The sequence below is a fragment of the Sulfurospirillum tamanense genome (assembly GCF_016937535.1).
Lineage (GTDB): Bacteria > Campylobacterota > Campylobacteria > Campylobacterales > Campylobacteraceae > Sulfurospirillum_B > Sulfurospirillum_B tamanense.
In genome coordinates this window covers 15675-30380 of the sequence record NZ_JAFHKK010000027.1, presented here as the reverse complement: position 1 = coordinate 30380, position 14706 = coordinate 15675, and the positions used below count along the sequence as shown (strand labels likewise).

The 14706-nt window shown below is 45.8% G+C and carries 20 protein-coding genes; 11 read left to right on the top strand and 9 right to left on the bottom strand.

The genetic code is table 11. The features are described 5' to 3' along the window. The first annotated feature begins 358 nt into the window (after window positions 1-358). From JWV37_RS10570 to JWV37_RS10560, 3 genes are all read left to right on the top strand, one after another. Window positions 359-1891: a DUF3373 family protein gene (locus tag JWV37_RS10570; RefSeq protein ID WP_205459770.1), complete on the top strand. Its 1533-nt coding sequence runs from the start codon at window positions 359-361 to the stop codon at window positions 1889-1891. 78 nt (window positions 1892-1969) lie between these two features. Further along, window positions 1970-2218 (top strand): DUF3862 domain-containing protein, encoded by a 249-nt coding sequence (locus JWV37_RS10565; RefSeq protein WP_205459769.1) that lies wholly within the window; start codon window positions 1970-1972, stop codon window positions 2216-2218. Continuing rightward, window positions 2215-2382, top strand: coding sequence for a YqaE/Pmp3 family membrane protein (locus tag JWV37_RS10560; protein ID WP_205459768.1), 168 nt, complete (start codon window positions 2215-2217; stop codon window positions 2380-2382). The genes JWV37_RS10565 and JWV37_RS10560 overlap by 4 nt, the downstream gene beginning before the upstream one ends. 6 nt (window positions 2383-2388) lie before the next feature. Here JWV37_RS10560 and JWV37_RS10555 read toward each other — a convergent pair whose 3' ends face one another. The 3 genes from JWV37_RS10555 to moaC are packed head-to-tail and all read right to left on the bottom strand — an operon-like array spanning window position 2389 to window position 4351. Continuing rightward, on the bottom strand, window positions 2389-3612 hold the full coding sequence (locus tag JWV37_RS10555) for a DUF6781 family protein (protein WP_205459767.1): 1224 nt from the start codon (window positions 3610-3612) through the stop codon (window positions 2389-2391). Between the two features lie 9 nt (window positions 3613-3621). Next, a complete protein-coding gene (locus JWV37_RS12750; RefSeq protein ID WP_205459766.1) occupies window positions 3622-3900 on the bottom strand; it encodes an HP0495 family protein in 279 nt (92 codons plus the stop codon). Continuing rightward, entirely contained in the window at window positions 3878-4351 is a 474-nt protein-coding gene (moaC, locus tag JWV37_RS10545) for a cyclic pyranopterin monophosphate synthase MoaC (protein WP_205459765.1), read from the bottom strand. The genes JWV37_RS12750 and moaC overlap by 23 nt, the downstream gene beginning before the upstream one ends. Window positions 4352-4520: 169 nt before the next feature. On the opposite strand from moaC, the gene JWV37_RS10540 reads away from it, so the two are divergent. From JWV37_RS10540 to bla, 4 genes are all read left to right on the top strand, one after another. Then, window positions 4521-5444 carry an AEC family transporter gene (locus JWV37_RS10540; RefSeq protein WP_369407678.1) on the top strand — a complete coding sequence of 308 codons (924 nt, stop codon included), beginning with the start codon at window positions 4521-4523 and terminating at the stop codon, window positions 5442-5444. Window positions 5445-5456: 12 nt separating this feature from the next. Continuing rightward, window positions 5457-6164 carry an SIMPL domain-containing protein gene (locus JWV37_RS10535; protein ID WP_205459764.1) on the top strand — a complete coding sequence of 236 codons (708 nt, stop codon included), beginning with the start codon at window positions 5457-5459 and terminating at the stop codon, window positions 6162-6164. 158 nt (window positions 6165-6322) lie between these two features. After that, window positions 6323-7132, top strand: a complete 810-nt coding sequence (locus tag JWV37_RS10530; protein WP_205459763.1) for a M48 family metallopeptidase — start codon at window positions 6323-6325, stop codon at window positions 7130-7132. A gap of 39 nt (window positions 7133-7171) precedes the next feature. Beyond that, window positions 7172-8038, top strand: coding sequence for a class A beta-lactamase (gene bla / locus JWV37_RS10525; protein ID WP_205459762.1), 867 nt, complete (start codon window positions 7172-7174; stop codon window positions 8036-8038). 66 nt (window positions 8039-8104) lie between these two features. Here the strand turns inward: bla and JWV37_RS10520 are convergent, their stop codons facing one another. After that, the gene (locus JWV37_RS10520) at window positions 8105-8317 is read right to left on the bottom strand and encodes a 4Fe-4S binding protein (RefSeq protein ID WP_205459761.1); all 213 of its coding nucleotides are present in this window, start codon (window positions 8315-8317) and stop codon (window positions 8105-8107) included. Window positions 8318-8486: 169 nt separating this feature from the next. Between JWV37_RS10520 and JWV37_RS10515 the strand changes: the two genes are divergently transcribed. Together JWV37_RS10515 and JWV37_RS10510 are read left to right on the top strand one after the other, a co-directional pair. After that, entirely contained in the window at window positions 8487-8741 is a 255-nt protein-coding gene (locus tag JWV37_RS10515; protein ID WP_205459760.1) for a type II toxin-antitoxin system RelB/DinJ family antitoxin, read from the top strand. A 1-nt stretch (window position 8742) separates the two neighbouring features. Then, window positions 8743-9033: a type II toxin-antitoxin system RelE/ParE family toxin gene (locus JWV37_RS10510; protein WP_205459759.1), complete on the top strand. Its 291-nt coding sequence runs from the start codon at window positions 8743-8745 to the stop codon at window positions 9031-9033. Between the two features lie 97 nt (window positions 9034-9130). Here JWV37_RS10510 and JWV37_RS10505 read toward each other — a convergent pair whose 3' ends face one another. Next, complete coding sequence (locus tag JWV37_RS10505; protein WP_205459758.1) at window positions 9131-9391, bottom strand: helix-turn-helix domain-containing protein; 261 nt, start codon at window positions 9389-9391, stop codon at window positions 9131-9133. 90 nt (window positions 9392-9481) lie between these two features. Here JWV37_RS10505 and JWV37_RS10500 point away from each other — a divergent pair, with 90 nt between their 5' ends. Both JWV37_RS10500 and JWV37_RS10495 read left to right on the top strand, forming a co-directional pair. Further along, a complete protein-coding gene (locus JWV37_RS10500; protein ID WP_205459757.1) occupies window positions 9482-9859 on the top strand; it encodes a hypothetical protein in 378 nt (125 codons plus the stop codon). A 33-nt stretch (window positions 9860-9892) separates the two neighbouring features. Then, window positions 9893-10048: a hypothetical protein gene (locus tag JWV37_RS10495; RefSeq protein WP_205459756.1), complete on the top strand. Its 156-nt coding sequence runs from the start codon at window positions 9893-9895 to the stop codon at window positions 10046-10048. 181 nt (window positions 10049-10229) lie between these two features. Here JWV37_RS10495 and JWV37_RS10490 read toward each other — a convergent pair whose 3' ends face one another. The 4 genes from JWV37_RS10490 to JWV37_RS10475 all read right to left on the bottom strand — a co-directional run bounded on the left by JWV37_RS10490 (window position 10230) and on the right by JWV37_RS10475 (window position 14638). Next, window positions 10230-10832 carry a lactate utilization protein gene (locus tag JWV37_RS10490; protein WP_205459755.1) on the bottom strand — a complete coding sequence of 201 codons (603 nt, stop codon included), beginning with the start codon at window positions 10830-10832 and terminating at the stop codon, window positions 10230-10232. Continuing rightward, window positions 10810-12771 carry a TRAP transporter permease gene (locus tag JWV37_RS10485; protein ID WP_205459754.1) on the bottom strand — a complete coding sequence of 654 codons (1962 nt, stop codon included), beginning with the start codon at window positions 12769-12771 and terminating at the stop codon, window positions 10810-10812. Before JWV37_RS10485 ends, JWV37_RS10490 begins: the two co-directional genes overlap by 23 nt. A gap of 47 nt (window positions 12772-12818) precedes the next feature. After that, the gene (locus JWV37_RS10480; RefSeq protein ID WP_205459753.1) at window positions 12819-13829 is read right to left on the bottom strand and encodes a TAXI family TRAP transporter solute-binding subunit; all 1011 of its coding nucleotides are present in this window, start codon (window positions 13827-13829) and stop codon (window positions 12819-12821) included. A gap of 116 nt (window positions 13830-13945) precedes the next feature. Then, window positions 13946-14638, bottom strand: coding sequence for a response regulator transcription factor (locus tag JWV37_RS10475; RefSeq protein ID WP_205459752.1), 693 nt, complete (start codon window positions 14636-14638; stop codon window positions 13946-13948). Between the last annotated feature and the right edge of the window lie 68 nt (window positions 14639-14706).

Below are 14706 nucleotides of genomic sequence, written 5' to 3'. Positions count from 1 at the left end.
TTATCCGTGATCCCACTATTTTTGTCCACTATTTTTTCATCTTTTATTTTGCACTAAAAAATTGACCATACTGTTATAACTATAAAAATATGTTATAACTATAAAGTTTAAATAAAATTAACTAAAATTTTTATTATCTGATAATAACCATTTTTAGGTATTAAAAATGACAAATAAAATTAACATATGTTTCTAAAATTTAAATTTTATATAATTTTAAATATTTTTTTAGATTGACTGCTGTATCATTGACGATTAAAGTGTCAGGTATGTCTAGGAAAGTTTTTAGTGTGTAAAAAACTTTTTCACCCTCATGCAAGCTGTTTAAAGGCTCGCATGCATTTTTAAAGGAGAAGGAATGAAGCGTGTTATAGCGCCAATGGTGGTTGGTGCGTGTCTAGTTACATCAGGTTTTGCAAGCCAAGAAATGCAAGCACAACTTGAAGAGATGAAAAAGCAGATTGCGGAGTTGAAAGCAGCGCAAGAGGCGATTAATGTCGATGCATTGCAGCGCCAAATCAATGAAGTCAGAGCACATTCTGCAGGCGATAATGTCAAGTTTGATGTGGATTTTCGTACGGCTTATGATGTTATAGACTATAAGTTAAAAAACCCTATCTCTGGTAAAAAATACGATAATGGTATTTGGACCAATAAGCTAATTTTAGGGATGGGTGCGCAGCCGCGGGAAGATTTAGTTTTTAAAGGCGCCTTGGGTGTTTATAAAACTTTTGGAAATACCAGCTCATTCGGAGCTAACGGGTATCAAAATATGGACTGGTTTGCTACGCAAACTCCAGGTGACGCTGTATTGCGTTTGCGCGAAGCGTATTTTCTCTATTTTGGACAAATGGGCGAGGTTCCTTATACCGCTAGTTTTGGCCGCCGACCCTCTGTGGACGGCTTTATGACGAATTTGCGTGAAGACAATGCCTATCCTGCTTCGCCAGTTGGACACAACATTAATATGGAATTTGATGGCGCTAGTTTCATGTTTGATGTGGAAAAAATCACAGGCGTTTCTGGGATGTATTTTAAACTTTGTTTAGGGCGCGGAAACTCTAATGCCGATGCAAAATACCCTACATTTACTGGCTATCCAATCATGGGTGGCGTAACCCCATCTTTTGCTCAAACTCCTTACATTCGAAACAACGACTTTGATTCGGCTAATATGGATTTGGCAGGATTATTAATCCAACTATACGATGATGGACAATATAAGGTTATGGCCAATGTCTTTAAGGGTTGGAACATGATGGGTGCTAATTTTAACTACTATAGTGGCACTGATGCAACTAATGGTTATCGTGTAAATATGACTGATGTGGGAGATATGACGGGCGGTTCACTGTCACTCCAAATAAATGGCCTTTCTTATGATAATGACTTCTTAATGGGCACTACCTTTTTTGCCTCTTATGCTATGAGTAAAACGGATCCAAAGGGTTCGCATAATGTCATTGTAGATCCAAGCACAGGAGCTGTAGGTTCGATGACAGAAATGCTTGGAAGTCCTAAGTCTGAAACAGGTCATTCTTACTATGTAGGATTGCAAATTCCTGGTTTTCTTGAGAACGATAAAATCGGATTTGAATACAATCACGGGTCTAAATACTGGAGAAGCTTTACCTATGGCGAAGATACCTTGGTGGGCTCCAAACTAGCCACGCGCGGAGATGCTTATGAGATGTACTACAACCTTCCATTGCTAGGCAAAAATTTAACAGCACAAATTCGCTATACCTATATTGATTATGATTATACGGGAAGCGACATGTTCTTTGGACAAACAGGAGCACCTATGAAAATTAGTGATGTTGCTGCCATGGGACAACCTGTTGTAGAAAAAGCCCAAAACCTTCGTCTTTCACTGCGTTACCGTTACTAATATATTGGGTGGGAAACTTCCCCCCCCAATTTTTGGGAATCATACTTGCTTGTAAGGCGTACATGTAAAGGAGATTTCATGAGGACTTTTATCTTGCTTTTTTCACTGTTGGTGTTTCTGGGATGCTCTAAAGTAAACAAGGACAATTACGACAGCTTGCGGGTTGGGATGAGCTATGATGCCGTTGTTGCTGTTCTTGGAAAACCTAACTCTTGCGACAGTGTCGGTGAGGCGAGCAGTTGTGTGTGGGGCAATGTTTCTAAAAATATCAAAGTACGGTTCATCGCGGATCGCGCCGTACTTATCAATGCACAAGGAATCCAATGAGCCGATTAGTGATTATTATTCTGGCGGTCTTTTTGCCACCTGTGGCCGTGTTTTTAAAAAAAGGCATCATGCCTACGTTTTGGTTAAATCTTATTTTAACCTTGCTTTTTTTCATCCCAGGGATGATTCACGCGCTTTTGGTGGTCACAAAAGAGACGCGGTAGGAAACCCTACTTCGTCTCTTTTTTCATGGCGTCTTTCGCCCCTTTGATGGCGCCTTCTGTGATGCTTTTAGCCACTTCCCACGCGCGTTCGCCTAGGCGTTTTGCTTCTTTGGCTTTTGGGTTGTTGCGCAGACTCTCCATGCGTTCACTCGCTTTTTTTTCTAGTTCTTCCACTTCTTTTTTAAGTCCATCAAACCGCTTGGAGGCACGTTCTTTGAAATCTTTTTCAAAGTGTGAAGCATTTTCGCGCATCTCTTCGATGCGGTCGCTGATAGCCTCTGCGGCTTCATGGGTAATGCGTTGCATTTTAGCAAAGGCAGTGTCGAGCTCTTCGTTTAAAATTTCTTCAAGGATGGTTTTGGAAACGCCATTGCTTTGGCTTGCGCATGAGCGAAGCATGGCGATGTATTCTTCGTCGACCTTAAGCAGTTCTTTTTTGGTTTCAGAAAGTTCTCTGCCAAGAAGCGCCTCGACTTCTTCGGGGGTAAATTTCAAATCGTGTTTAAACTTTTCTACCGCTTTGGCGATCCCTTCTTTGGTGCCATGCACACAGCCATGTAACAACTCTTTGGCAAAGGCTTGGTCGGTGTCGGCAATTTCTACGGCAACGCCAATGATGGCCTTGGCAACATCTAAAAAGCGTTGCTTTGTAAACTCTCCTTCGTTGATGGCTTGATAGGAGATGGTTTTGGTGATTTCTGCGGCGGTGTCTTCGATGTCACTGCCTTTTTCAATGGTAGTAAGTAAGGCTTCTTGGGTGGTTTCTTTGAGGATGCCTAACATCTCAATCCCGCGCAATTTGGAGTCGTGTAAGGCGATGAAAAGTGGCGCATTGTGTTCTGTCACATCGATGGTTTCTTCCAGTGTTGCGTAGGTGGAAGCAATCAACATTTTGATGCTGTTTTTTTGTCCCGCGATGAGTTTTTCCAGTTGTTCTTTTTCGTAGATGCGCTTAAAAAGCAATTCGCTCTCATCAAAACTGGCGGCTTTAATGAGGCCATCAATGCTACATGTAAAGAGTTTGGGTGTGTCCAATCCTTCTTCTTTTAACACATGGCTGTAAAGGCAAAAAAGCTCGCCAACGCGTTTTTGGATGTGGGCAGGGTCTTTGAGGCGTTGGAGTTTTTTGCGGGAAAGCTCAAAGGTTAACTCTTCCACAAGGTTAGGAAGGGCGGGGTTGGTTTTGTTTTCTTTAAGAGAATTGGCAAAGATGGTTTGAACGGATTCCATGGGTGCTCCTTATAGAACGTATTTGATGGAAGGGTGGGCTTTTAGCGCGCTAAAAAGGGCTTTGCGCTCTTCGTGGCTTGTGACCAAGACGCGCGCGCTGTAGCTAGTGTAAGTGCCTGCTTTGGAGTTGTTGGACAAGGTTAAACTGTATTCCCTCGTTTCGAGTATTTGGGCGAGGGGTGCTTTGACATCCACATGGGCGTGGACGATGACCTTGTATTCCCAGTGGCAAGGGTAGTCAATGTGGACTTCCTTGTTGGCGAGGTTAAGATCGCACGTAGTTGCCACTTTTTCCTCCGCTTTTGAATTCGAGTTGGACGTTGGAGATGACCATGCCTTTGTCGATGGCTTTAACCATGTCGTAGATGGTAAGAAGGCCGATGCTTGTCCCTGTGAGCGCTTCCATTTCTACGCCCGTTTGACCGGTGAGTTTGGCAGTGACGCTGAGCTTAAAGCCAGGAAGTGCGGGCAATTCTTCCACGTCACAGTGAATGGAACTCAGAAGCAAAGGGTGGCACATGGGAATGAGTTCGGGCGTGCGTTTGGTGCCTTGAATGGCTGCGATGATGGCCGTTTGCAAGACGGGGCCTTTTTTGGCTTTTTCGTTGACGACCACATCGTAGGCTTCTTGGCTCATGGTGATGGTGCCACTGGCGATTGCTACGCGGGTGGTGGGAGTTTTGTCGGAAACATCGACCATTTTGGGGTGGTCTTTTTCATCAAGATGGGTAAGTGTCATGGGTGCCTCGTATTGCGTTAGGTTTCAAGGGGATTGTACCCAAAAAGGCCTTAAGTGCTTTTTTGAATCTTTACATGTAAAGGTGATTGGTAAGCCGTAGTAGAGAAAGAGTGGCTATTTAGCAATCGCACTATTTTGGAGTATAATCTCCCTTTTACAAGGAGTTCGTGTGTTTGGTATTTTTATGGGTTTGGTGGGGAAAATCTTTCCGCTTTATGGGATGATTGGGTTGGGGTACATCGCTTCGCGGGGGTTGCATGTAGCCCGTGAGTCTATCGCGCCTTTGCTTATTTATATCATTTCGCCTGTGGTGGTGTTTGCGGCCAGTTTGAACGTGACCATCAGCCTTGAAGTGCTCGGGTTTCCGTGGTTCATGTTTGGGGTGAGCGCGGCGTTGTGCCTTTTTTTCTACTGGGTGGGGAAGTTTTTTTGGGAGGACGCCACGCGCAATATCTTTGCTTTTAGTGCAGGAACGGGAAACACGGGTTACTTTGGCATCCCTTTGGCGATGCTACTTTTTGAGCCAGAAGTGGCCAACTTGTACATTTTCACCATGCTCGCTTCCTTGCTGTACGAGAGCACCATCGGGTTTTACATCATCGCGCGCGGGCAGTATACCTTTAGACAAAGCCTTCTCAAAGTGGCGCGGTTGCCTTCGCTGTACGCCATGCACTTGGGACTTGTGTGCAACTACATGGGGTGGTTTCCTTCCGAATCGTTGATGGATTTTATGGAGTATTTTAAGGGAACTTTTGCCATTTTAGGGATGATGATGGTAGGCATGGGCCTTAAGGGCGTGCGGGAAAAGGGGATGGATTTTACCTTTGTGGGCATGACCTTTGTGACCAAGTTTGTGGTGTGGCCGTTGGTGGTGTTTGGGCTTATTTACCTTGACCAAACGTGGCTTGGCTTGCTCAATGACGCGCTGTATAAAGTCATGTTTATCTTCGCCGTGGTGCCCTTAGCGGCCAATGCCGTCTCCATGGCGGTGTTGCTCAAAGCCGCGCCCGAAAAGGCTTCCTTTGCGGTGCTTTTGAGTACCTTGTTTTCCCTCGTGAGCATTCCGCTCATGAGCTTGATTTTTTTACATTAAGAGGAGTGTGTGATGCAACAATCTTCCGCATTTGTGTTGGGGTTATTTTTACTTTTAAGTGCAGGGGCCCTTGGAATGGGACTTGGTAGCAGTGTGGTCAAATACAAACAGTTGGAGCGTACTGTTTCGGTGAAGGGCTTGGCAGAGACGGAAGTGGAAGCCGATGTGGTTATTTGGCCCATCCAATTTACCCGCGCGGGCGATGATTTGGCCAAGCTCTACCAAGAATTAGAGCGCGATACAAAACTGGTCAAAAGCTTTTTGGAGTCCGAAGGGTTTAGTACTGAAGAGCTTACGGTGAGTGCGCCCGTGGTGTTTGACCGCCTCAGTAACCAATACGGCCAAAATGAGGGCGGGTACCGCTACATCCTCAACCAAACTCTTTCTCTCTACAGCACCCAAGTTGCCAAAGCCAGAGGGGCGATGGTGCGTATTGGGGAGCTTGGCAAGCAGGGAGTGACCTTTAAGTCCGATATGTACGAAAACCGCGTGGAGTACTTATTTACGCAACTCAACGCGGTCAAACCTGCCATGCTCAAAGAAGCCACGCTTAGTGCGCGCGCCTCAGCCCAAACCTTTGCGGATGATTCCCAAAGCAAGCTAGGCAAAATCAAAGCCGCTTCCCAAGGGCAGTTTAGCATCAGCGACCGCGACAAAAACACCCCTCACATCAAAACCGTGCGGGTGGTTTCTACGGTGGTCTATTACTTAAACGACTAATCCTTTACATGTAAGGGTTTTTGCAAGAAGAAAAAGCACCAAGGGTGCGGTGGGCTTCCCGCCGAGGGAAACTCAGCGTTAGCGTAGCTTTTGGAGCTTTGCTTCAAAAGCGTATTAGGAGTTCTGCAAGAACTCTATAAAAATTAAGGAGAAAGCAGATGCGCATTTGGCAGGGATTAGTAGCAGTAGTGGCAGGCGTTTTACTGACAGGATGTGTGGCAAGCTCCACCCAAGGAGGCGCACTAGGCGTAAACCGTGGGCAACTCATGCTCGTCTCTTCAGCACAAATGCAAGCAGGGGCCGACGAAGCGTACGCCCAAGTGCTTGGCAAAGCCAAAGAAGAGGGCAAACTCAACCAAAACAAGGCCCAAGTGGAGCGCTTGCGCACCATCGCCAAGCGCCTTGTGGCACACGTGGGCGTGTTTCGCCAAGATGCCACCCAGTGGGCGTGGGAAGTGAATCTCATCACCGAAGACACGCTTAATGCGTGGTGTATGCCTGGGGGAAAGATTGCTTTTTACACGGGTATTTTAGACCAGCTAAAGCTTGATGACCACGAAGTCGCCGCCATCATGGGGCACGAAATGGCCCATGCCTTGCGCGAACACAGCCGCGAGCGTGCTTCCCAAGACCAGTTGCGCCAGATTGGCCTCTTTGCGGTGCAAAAAGCCACGGGTGCTTCGGGTGAAGTGATGAAGCTAGCAGACATGGCAACCCACTATACCATCACGTTGCCCTATAGCCGTGAGCACGAACGCGAGTCAGACATCATCGGCCTTGAACTAGCCGCACGTGCGGGCTATGACCCAAAAGGCGCGGTGCGCGTGTGGGAAAAAATGGCCAAAGTGTCGCAAAGCACACCACCCGAATTCTTAAGCACCCACCCTTCGCCCCAGTCGCGCATCGCTGAACTTCAACAAGCAGCAGCGCGCGTGATGCCGTTGTATGAAAAAGCGCCCAAGCCTTGAAAAGGTTTGCAAGAGGAAAATGATAACTAGGAAGGGTAAATGCGTTTAATTAAGATAGCATTGTTTTGTTTTTTTCCTTTGACTTTTGTGTGGGCTGCGGGCGACAATAGCCTTATTTTGGCAGTCAAAAAAGCCGAAAAACAGCTAGAAGCCAGAGTGGGAATTGCTGTGTATGATTTGGAAACAATGCGCCATTGGGAATACCGTGGCAATGAGAGATTTCCCTTGACAAGCACCTTTAAGACTTTTGCTTGCGGGGCGCTTCTTTGGCGTGTTGATGCGCACGAGGAGAGCCTTGGGCGTGTGGTGAAGTTCGGGGAAAATGCGTTGGTAGAGTATTCTCCTGTAACACAAAAATTTGCGGGCAAAGCGGGCATGTCGCTTTTTGATTTGTGTGAAGCCACCCTTTTAACAAGCGATAATTCAGCGGCAAATTTTATTTTGAAAGAGATTGGTGGGCCTGAGGCTGTTACCTCTTTTTTGCGACTCTTGGGGGACGATATTACACGGCTTGACCGTTGGGAGACAGACTTAAATGAAGGAACTCCGGGGGATGCGCGTGACACAACAACCCCTTTGGCGATGGCAGAAAGCTTTAGAAAACTCCTTCTTGAGGATGTGCTTTTGGTGGAGTCTCGTCAGCAGTTAAAACAATGGCTTGTGGACAACCAAGTCAGTGCCGCACTGTTGCGCAAAAGTGTCCCCAAAGACTGGGTTGTGGCAGACCGAACGGGTGCGGGTGGGCATGGCTCGCGTTCTATTACTGCGCTAATGTGGCCGCCAGAGCGAAAGCCAGTGGTGGTGGCGTTGTACCTTACGCAGACTAGTGCCTCTTTTGAAGCGCGCAATCAAGCTATTGCGGAAATCGGGGCTAGTATTGTTCAGGCGTTATTTGAAAAAGAATAGGGTATGTTTTGGGTAAATGCTTAAGGTCAAGCATTTACCCTCTTTACATGTAAAGCAGAAGCTTTCCTAGCGCACGAGAATAATACAACCCTCGGTTGGACAGGCCACCATGCACGCAGGTGAGGCATGGTGGCCTACGCACTCAACGCATTTGTCTTCATACACATAGTAAATCTCCGCATCCGTCGGGTTGTCGCTATCGTCCACGATAGCCTCCACAGGACACTCGTCAATACAGGCTCCACACGAGATACACGTGTCTGTAATTCTAACTGCCATAAGGTCTCCTTGAGTTGGTTTTTTTAGCAAAGAAATCTTACAGTAGGTGCGTAGCGTGGAAATAGCGAAGCTAAAAAAAGAGGTTGGGAGTTTCAGGCAAGTCGCAAAAGCCATGAATTGACTTAATACTCCAATTGGATTATAATAGAGAAAAACAAAAGGATGAAAAATGAAAATGCAAACAAGCGTGCGGGTTGATGATGTGTTTTACAACGAAGCCAAAGAGGTTTTTAGCCGTTTTGGACTCAGTTTTGGGGATGCGGTGAATCTTTTTCTGGCAAAAGTATCCATGGAAAAAAGAATTCCTTTTGAGCTTAGCTTGCCCTCGGACGAGCTAAATAGAAGAGTTGAAAATGTTAAAGCGGACAAAAATACCCTAGTTTACGAATCAGCAGATAAGCTTTTTGAGGATTTGGGCATTTAACATGCTTGAAATAAAGCTTGAAAAATCTTTCCAAAAAGATGTTGCCCGTGATAAAAAAAGCGGCAAATATACACAAGAAGACTTCGAGATTTTAAAAGAGATTATCACAAAATTGCAAGTGGGTGGAGAGATAGATAAAAAACACAAAAGACATCCGCTTACAGGAAACATGGTGCAGTTTGAATCTCTCCATGTGAAAAATGACTGGCTTTTGATTTTTTCTGTTGATGAGAATTTTTTAACCCTCATCATGCTTGGAAAACACACACAAGTTTATAAAAAGTACAAATAATGGCATTGCGCAGGAGAGAGGAAGGCTATTGTTTAAGGATTTAAGGTGTGTTACATGTAAAAAAGCAGCATAATAAAAAGGAAAAATTAAATATGCTTTAACTTCTTTTTATTAAAAATTCTTCAACTGAAACATTAAACAATTTAGAGAGTTTTAATAGATGTAGAAGATTAAAGTGCTTTCCGTGTTTGTAATTTTCAGTGTTTGCATAAAATCCTGATGATTTTTGACCTATCATAAGCGCAACTTCCAGTTGGCTCATCCCTTTTTCTTCTCGAATTCGCTTCACGTTAGAACTTATTGTTGTAAAAAAGTCATCAATTTCTTCTTGTGAAACAATTTCAGGGATATTTAGCATGCATATTCCTATAGGTAATATTTCTATAAGTTTAGTTGTAGTAAAATTTTTCATCAATCATCTATTGAAATCATTTCTATGGAGAAGCAGATGAAGTATTTCTTGTTTGGCTTATTGGTGGCCACGTTATTACTTTTCAGCGGCTGTGCATCGAGTGCTGGCTATCGAACTGCAAATCACAACGGTAAAATGTATTTTTTCCCAGAAAATTGCACTAGATATCAGTATTATTACTCTGACATGGATACTATTTACTGCGTAGATGACAAGGGCGCACAAACGGGCCTTACTCTCAAGCCCGCAGATGCGCAACAGCTGGCTAATTATGAGCGAAATCAACGAGCATCCCGAGAAGCGCTTGATAGCATTAGCCGCGGCCTTCAAGACTCTGCAGAGCAAATGAGAAGAAACAATGAGTCATTAATGCAAATGATGCCCAAAACACATTATCATTACCACCGCTTTTAAGCTCGGTTTAGCATGCGAAAAAAAATTGCATTAGTGATTTCACTCATTGTAGGATTATCTGTTTTTTTGGGCTGGATGAGCTTGGTGGGAAATCCTCATGTTGTTGAAACAAGCATGGGATTAATTATTTCAATTATTGTTGCTGTATGGATAAGCCACAAAATTAATCCTTGGAAAATGCCCAAATAGATTAATAGAAGAGGAGACCGATTTAGAACAAAGGCATGTGTTCCTCAACTACCCACTCTGTAAACGAAAATGAGCAGGTAAGCGCACGAGAAACGGCGTTTACAAAGCCAAAAGCATTGGTGGCGAAGAGTTTGGCCTCGTGCCACACGATTTGCCCCAATGCTTAGAGAAGCGTTTCCTCTTAGTAACCCAAAGACTCTTTGACCAAAATGATGGTTGTGCGCCCAGGCTCATCACTGTTGATGTAGGCAAATTTATTGGCGATGTTGTCCCAGTTGTAGCGGGGTTCTTTGCCCATTTCGATGGCCTTGGCATTCATGCGGTCGATGTTTTTTTGCCCTGCTACGTTTTTGATGCGCTCAAACCCTGCTTCAAGGGTTGGCACAAGCTTGTTTGTCCCCGCAATGAGAAGGAGTTTTTTAGGGCCAAAGATTTGTGCCGCTACACGGTTGCCGCTGCCATCAGCGTTGACAAGTTCGCCAGCTTCGGTGATGGCGTTGCATCCGGTGATGTACAAATCAGCCAGCATCCCCTCCCGTCGGCGTCGGGTATTTTCCTCCATGGAAATGCCCTTTTCGTACTGGTTGAACAACGTAATGCCAAGGGGTTTTGTCTCTAGGTAATTTAACAAACCAATCTCAGCAACTGTCGTAGAGCCGCCAAGGCCTACGCTCATGCCCTCTTTGAGGTAGGCTTTGGCCAAGTCAAAGGCTTGCCAACCGTTTTCTACGACAAGGACTTCAAATCCATTTTTTTCTAAGTTAGCTTTGGTGGTTTCTAGCATAGACGACCTTTCGTGCGCGTAATTTATGAAGTGCCATTATACCAACAAAGAGGCCAACCCCAAGGATATGTACGTTTTCAATCCACGGCGTAAGGCTTGACATGCCATACAAAGAGTCTTGTGTAAATAGCAGCACTGCTGTCGCAGCAAAAACCAAACGCTCAAGCCACGTGGTTTTCACATCCCAGAATCCCTCTACCGCAATGGCAAAAGCCGCTAGTCCTCCAAGGGAAAAAGCGAAAATCTCCACCCTTTCTGCCCATGTGCCCGTGATGAGAGGCGTAAAAGCAAACAAAAGCGGGACAATGTAAAGCCCTTTGCCAAGCTTCCATGACATCACGCCTGTGCGCATGGGCGAGGTACCCGCGATGCCAGCCGCCGCAAACGCCGCTAAACACACGGGTGGGGTTAGGTTAGAATCTTGTGAGAGCCAAAAGATGATGAGGTGCGCGCTCAAAAAGTACATGGTCGCTTCGGGTACTTCAAGGCCCGCATTTAACAACATGGCAAGTTCAGGGGAGAGCATGAGCCCCACAAGCGCAGGCGCTGAGAGAACAGCCAAGACCACATACGAAGCCGTTACAGGAAGCCCCATGCCAAGCACCAAAGAAGCAAGGGCGACCAAAATCATGGCGATGATGAGCTTGCCTCCTGACCATTCCATGATGAGTTGAGAAAAGATAATGCCAATGCCTGAGATGTTAATCACCCCTACGATGATGCCCACCGAGACAAGCAATACGCCCGTGATGACCATGTTTTGACTGCCCAAAGAGAGCGCTTCTAAAATCTCTTTAATCCCCATGCGCTTGTATTTAGTAAGGTACGAAGAAGCGATGATGGCGATGATGGAAATGCCCGCTGCGTAGGTGGGCGTAAAGCCATAAACAAGCAGTCCCACAAGGGTAGCAAGAGGGATGATAAAATGAAACCCTTCGCGCAACACGGGCCAAATATCAATCTCTTCCGTTTCCACTTCAAGGTTGTTTTCTTTGGCATGGATGTGAATATACACAGCAATGGAGGCAAAGTATAAAATGGCGGGTAAGACCGACACCGCTACGATGGTCGCAAAAGGGATGTTGGTCATTTGCGCCATGATAAACGCTCCTGCTCCCATGATCGGGGGCATGATTTGGCCGCCTGTGCTTGCCGCTGTTTCAACGCCCGCGGCAAAGATGGGCTTGAAACCATTTTTTTTCATCATCGGGATGGTGATGGAGCCCGTGGAAACGGTGTTGGCCACGGCAGAACCTGAAATGGTGCCCATGAGTGCCGAGGAAAACACCGCCACATGCCCCGCACCCCCGCGAAAACGCGATGTAAATGCACGGCTCACATCGACGATGAAATCCCCCGCACCGCTTTTGAGTAAAAACGCCGCAAAGAGGATGAACATAAATACATAGGTGGAAGAGATGGTCGCGATGGAGCCAAAAAGCCCTTCACCTGTGTAAAACATGCGGTAAAAAAAGCGCTCCACACTCATGCCGCCAAAGGCAAATACCCCAGCAACATGCTTGCCAAACCACAAAATATAGCCAATGCAAACGAGCATGAGTGCGGGGATGATGAGCCCTGTCGCGCGTCTAACCATCTCAAGGGCAAGGAAAATGGCAAGGCCTGTCATGTAGACATCTGAGGGGCGCATTTGTGCATTAGAGACAGCGTAAAGGCTCTCTTCAAACCCCATCATGTACCCCGCCACACTTAATGTGAGCAAGGCTAAAATGAAGTCATAAAAGGGAACGGTTTTACTGGATGAATAGCTAGAGGCTCGGAAGGTTAAGTACCCCAAAGACGCCAACAGGGAAAAGTGGGCGGCGTTAAACCAAAGGTCGCTCATGCCCCCCCAGATATTAATCCAAAAGTGAAAAATAGAGATACCAACGCCATAATAAAGAATAAAAGGTTTGAGTTTATCGGCAGAAATGCCCATGGGAAATCCTTTGTGTAAAAAGCAGGGGAGAGCCCCCTGCGTAAAAATTAGTTCAGAATAAGTCGCTCAGGAATGGTGAGGCCTTGTTCTTGGTAGTAACGCAATGCGCCTTTATGAAGAGGTGCTGGCAAGCCACCGATGGCTTTTTCAAGAGCCATGGATTTGGTCGCCTGGTGCACAGAATTCAAGAAGGGCAAGTTTTCGTAAATAGTCTTGGTGAGCAAATAAACCACCTCTTCAGGAGTATCTTCGGTCACTACTAGCAAGTTTGGTTGCGCGATGGTGTTGATGTCTTGTTTTTGACCCGGATAGGTGCCTGCTTTGATGGTGTAAGGCACCCAGACAGGGTAAGCGCTGTTGGCTTTTTCTACATCTTCGGCAGTAAAATCAAGGACACGAATTTTGTCTCCGCCCATAGAGGCAAAGGTGTTGGTGACGGCAGAAACAGGGTCACCCGCAGGGGTGTTCATGCCTTTAATTTTGCGGTCTTGCATAGCAGTAGCACTAGGGGTGTAGCCAAGGTATTGGATGTTCATTTTGGTGTAGTCGATGCCAAGGCCATCCATGATAACTTCCCCAGAAACACGACTTCCAGAGTTGCGCTCACTAATGGAAAAAGGTTGTCCATAAAGGTTTTTTAGGTCCATGATGTTGCCGGTTTTGGCAATGTCACTGGTGACGGTGAAGTGTTCTACGTTTTGCCACAGCATGGTCACGGAACGCAGGTTTTTCTTAGCACGTCCCTCATAAGTGGCCTTGCCTTGCCATGCCATGGAGCCAAAGAGGCCTTGAATGATGGAGAAATTCACTTCGCCTTTGTCCATCATGTCGATGTTTTCGCCACTGCCTGCGCTACTGATGGCTGAGAAGGTCATCTTGTGGTCTTTGGCAAGTTTCAAGCTTGCGATGGTTGCGATACCAACGCCGACAGGATAGAATGTTCCGCCTGTGCTTGCCGTGGCAATGATGTATTTCTGCTCAGCAAGAGCGCCTGAAGAGAGTACTGCAGCAGCAGCCGAAGTTGCCAAGAGGCGTTTGAACCATGTGCCTGAAATCATAGGGTCTCCTTAAATGTGGTTTTCCCTATCATAACGCATAATTTCAAAATGAGGTTAATAAAGTTTCATTAATGTTTCAAACACACTTTACATGTAACGATTTGCTACATGTAAACTCACGCGATTATGTACCCTTGCCCTTTGCGCGATAAGATAAAATCATCGGCGCTAATTTTGTCGCGTAGGCGTTTCATGAGGGTGCGAAAGGTGGCATCAGAAACCTCTTCATCACCCCAAAGTAGGGTTTTGCACGTGCTTACGGGGAGGATTTTTCCCTTGTGTTGCAAGAGCGCTTGAAGGAGTAAAAGTTCTTTTTTGGAAAGGGGAATGAGGGTGCCATCGGTGTGGTACAACAGTCCGCCGTTGGTATCGTAGACATACGTAGCATTGAGTGTGATACGCGCAGGATTTTGAAGAAGTTTCTCTTTTTCGCGCAGCACTTCGGCTTTGGCTTTTTGGAGGATTTCCATGACCGTATCGATGTTGAGTGGCTTGACAAAATACCCAATGACGCGTAAGTTGATAGAACGCAACAGTAATTCCTCTTCCTTGTGGGCTGAAACAACGATGAATTTTTGGTCTTCTTGGTGTTTTTTGATGGCCTCAATCATCTCAAGTCCGTTCATGTGCGGCATGCGAATATCGGTAAGGATAAGGTCAATGGGTTGATGAGAAAGAAACGTTTCTAGCCCCTCTTTGCCATCTTTTGCCACCAATACTTCATCAAACAATGTCCCAAGGTAAAATCCTAAAATTTCCCGCGCCGTAGCCTCGTCTTCAACTAACATTACCCGTGTTTTTAACTCCATAGCGCATCCTTGGGAATTTTCGTAACATTATAACAAAACTCTTCACAAGAAAAGAAAAGTTGCTTTTA

Excerpts from the sequence above, each read along its gene's own strand:
- JWV37_RS10570 (WP_205459770.1), top strand. The coding sequence starts at position 359 with ATGAAGCGTGTTATAGCGCCAATGGTGGTTGGTGCGTGTCTAGTTACA.
- JWV37_RS10565 (WP_205459769.1), top strand. The coding sequence starts at position 1,970 with ATGAGGACTTTTATCTTGCTTTTTTCACTGTTGGTGTTTCTGGGATGC.
- JWV37_RS10560 (WP_205459768.1), top strand. The coding sequence starts at position 2,215 with ATGAGCCGATTAGTGATTATTATTCTGGCGGTCTTTTTGCCACCTGTG.
- JWV37_RS10555 (WP_205459767.1), bottom strand. The coding sequence starts at position 3,612 with ATGGAATCCGTTCAAACCATCTTTGCCAATTCTCTTAAAGAAAACAAA.
- moaC (WP_205459765.1), bottom strand. The coding sequence starts at position 4,351 with ATGACACTTACCCATCTTGATGAAAAAGACCACCCCAAAATGGTCGAT.
- JWV37_RS10535 (WP_205459764.1), top strand. The coding sequence starts at position 5,457 with ATGCAACAATCTTCCGCATTTGTGTTGGGGTTATTTTTACTTTTAAGT.
- JWV37_RS10530 (WP_205459763.1), top strand. The coding sequence starts at position 6,323 with ATGCGCATTTGGCAGGGATTAGTAGCAGTAGTGGCAGGCGTTTTACTG.
- bla (WP_205459762.1), top strand. The coding sequence starts at position 7,172 with ATGCGTTTAATTAAGATAGCATTGTTTTGTTTTTTTCCTTTGACTTTT.
- JWV37_RS10520 (WP_205459761.1), bottom strand. The coding sequence starts at position 8,317 with ATGGCAGTTAGAATTACAGACACGTGTATCTCGTGTGGAGCCTGTATT.
- JWV37_RS10515 (WP_205459760.1), top strand. The coding sequence starts at position 8,487 with ATGAAAATGCAAACAAGCGTGCGGGTTGATGATGTGTTTTACAACGAA.
- JWV37_RS10510 (WP_205459759.1), top strand. The coding sequence starts at position 8,743 with ATGCTTGAAATAAAGCTTGAAAAATCTTTCCAAAAAGATGTTGCCCGT.
- JWV37_RS10505 (WP_205459758.1), bottom strand. The coding sequence starts at position 9,391 with ATGCTAAATATCCCTGAAATTGTTTCACAAGAAGAAATTGATGACTTT.
- JWV37_RS10500 (WP_205459757.1), top strand. The coding sequence starts at position 9,482 with ATGAAGTATTTCTTGTTTGGCTTATTGGTGGCCACGTTATTACTTTTC.
- JWV37_RS10490 (WP_205459755.1), bottom strand. The coding sequence starts at position 10,832 with ATGCTAGAAACCACCAAAGCTAACTTAGAAAAAAATGGATTTGAAGTC.
- JWV37_RS10485 (WP_205459754.1), bottom strand. The coding sequence starts at position 12,771 with ATGGGCATTTCTGCCGATAAACTCAAACCTTTTATTCTTTATTATGGC.
- JWV37_RS10480 (WP_205459753.1), bottom strand. The coding sequence starts at position 13,829 with ATGATTTCAGGCACATGGTTCAAACGCCTCTTGGCAACTTCGGCTGCT.
- JWV37_RS10475 (WP_205459752.1), bottom strand. The coding sequence starts at position 14,638 with ATGGAGTTAAAAACACGGGTAATGTTAGTTGAAGACGAGGCTACGGCG.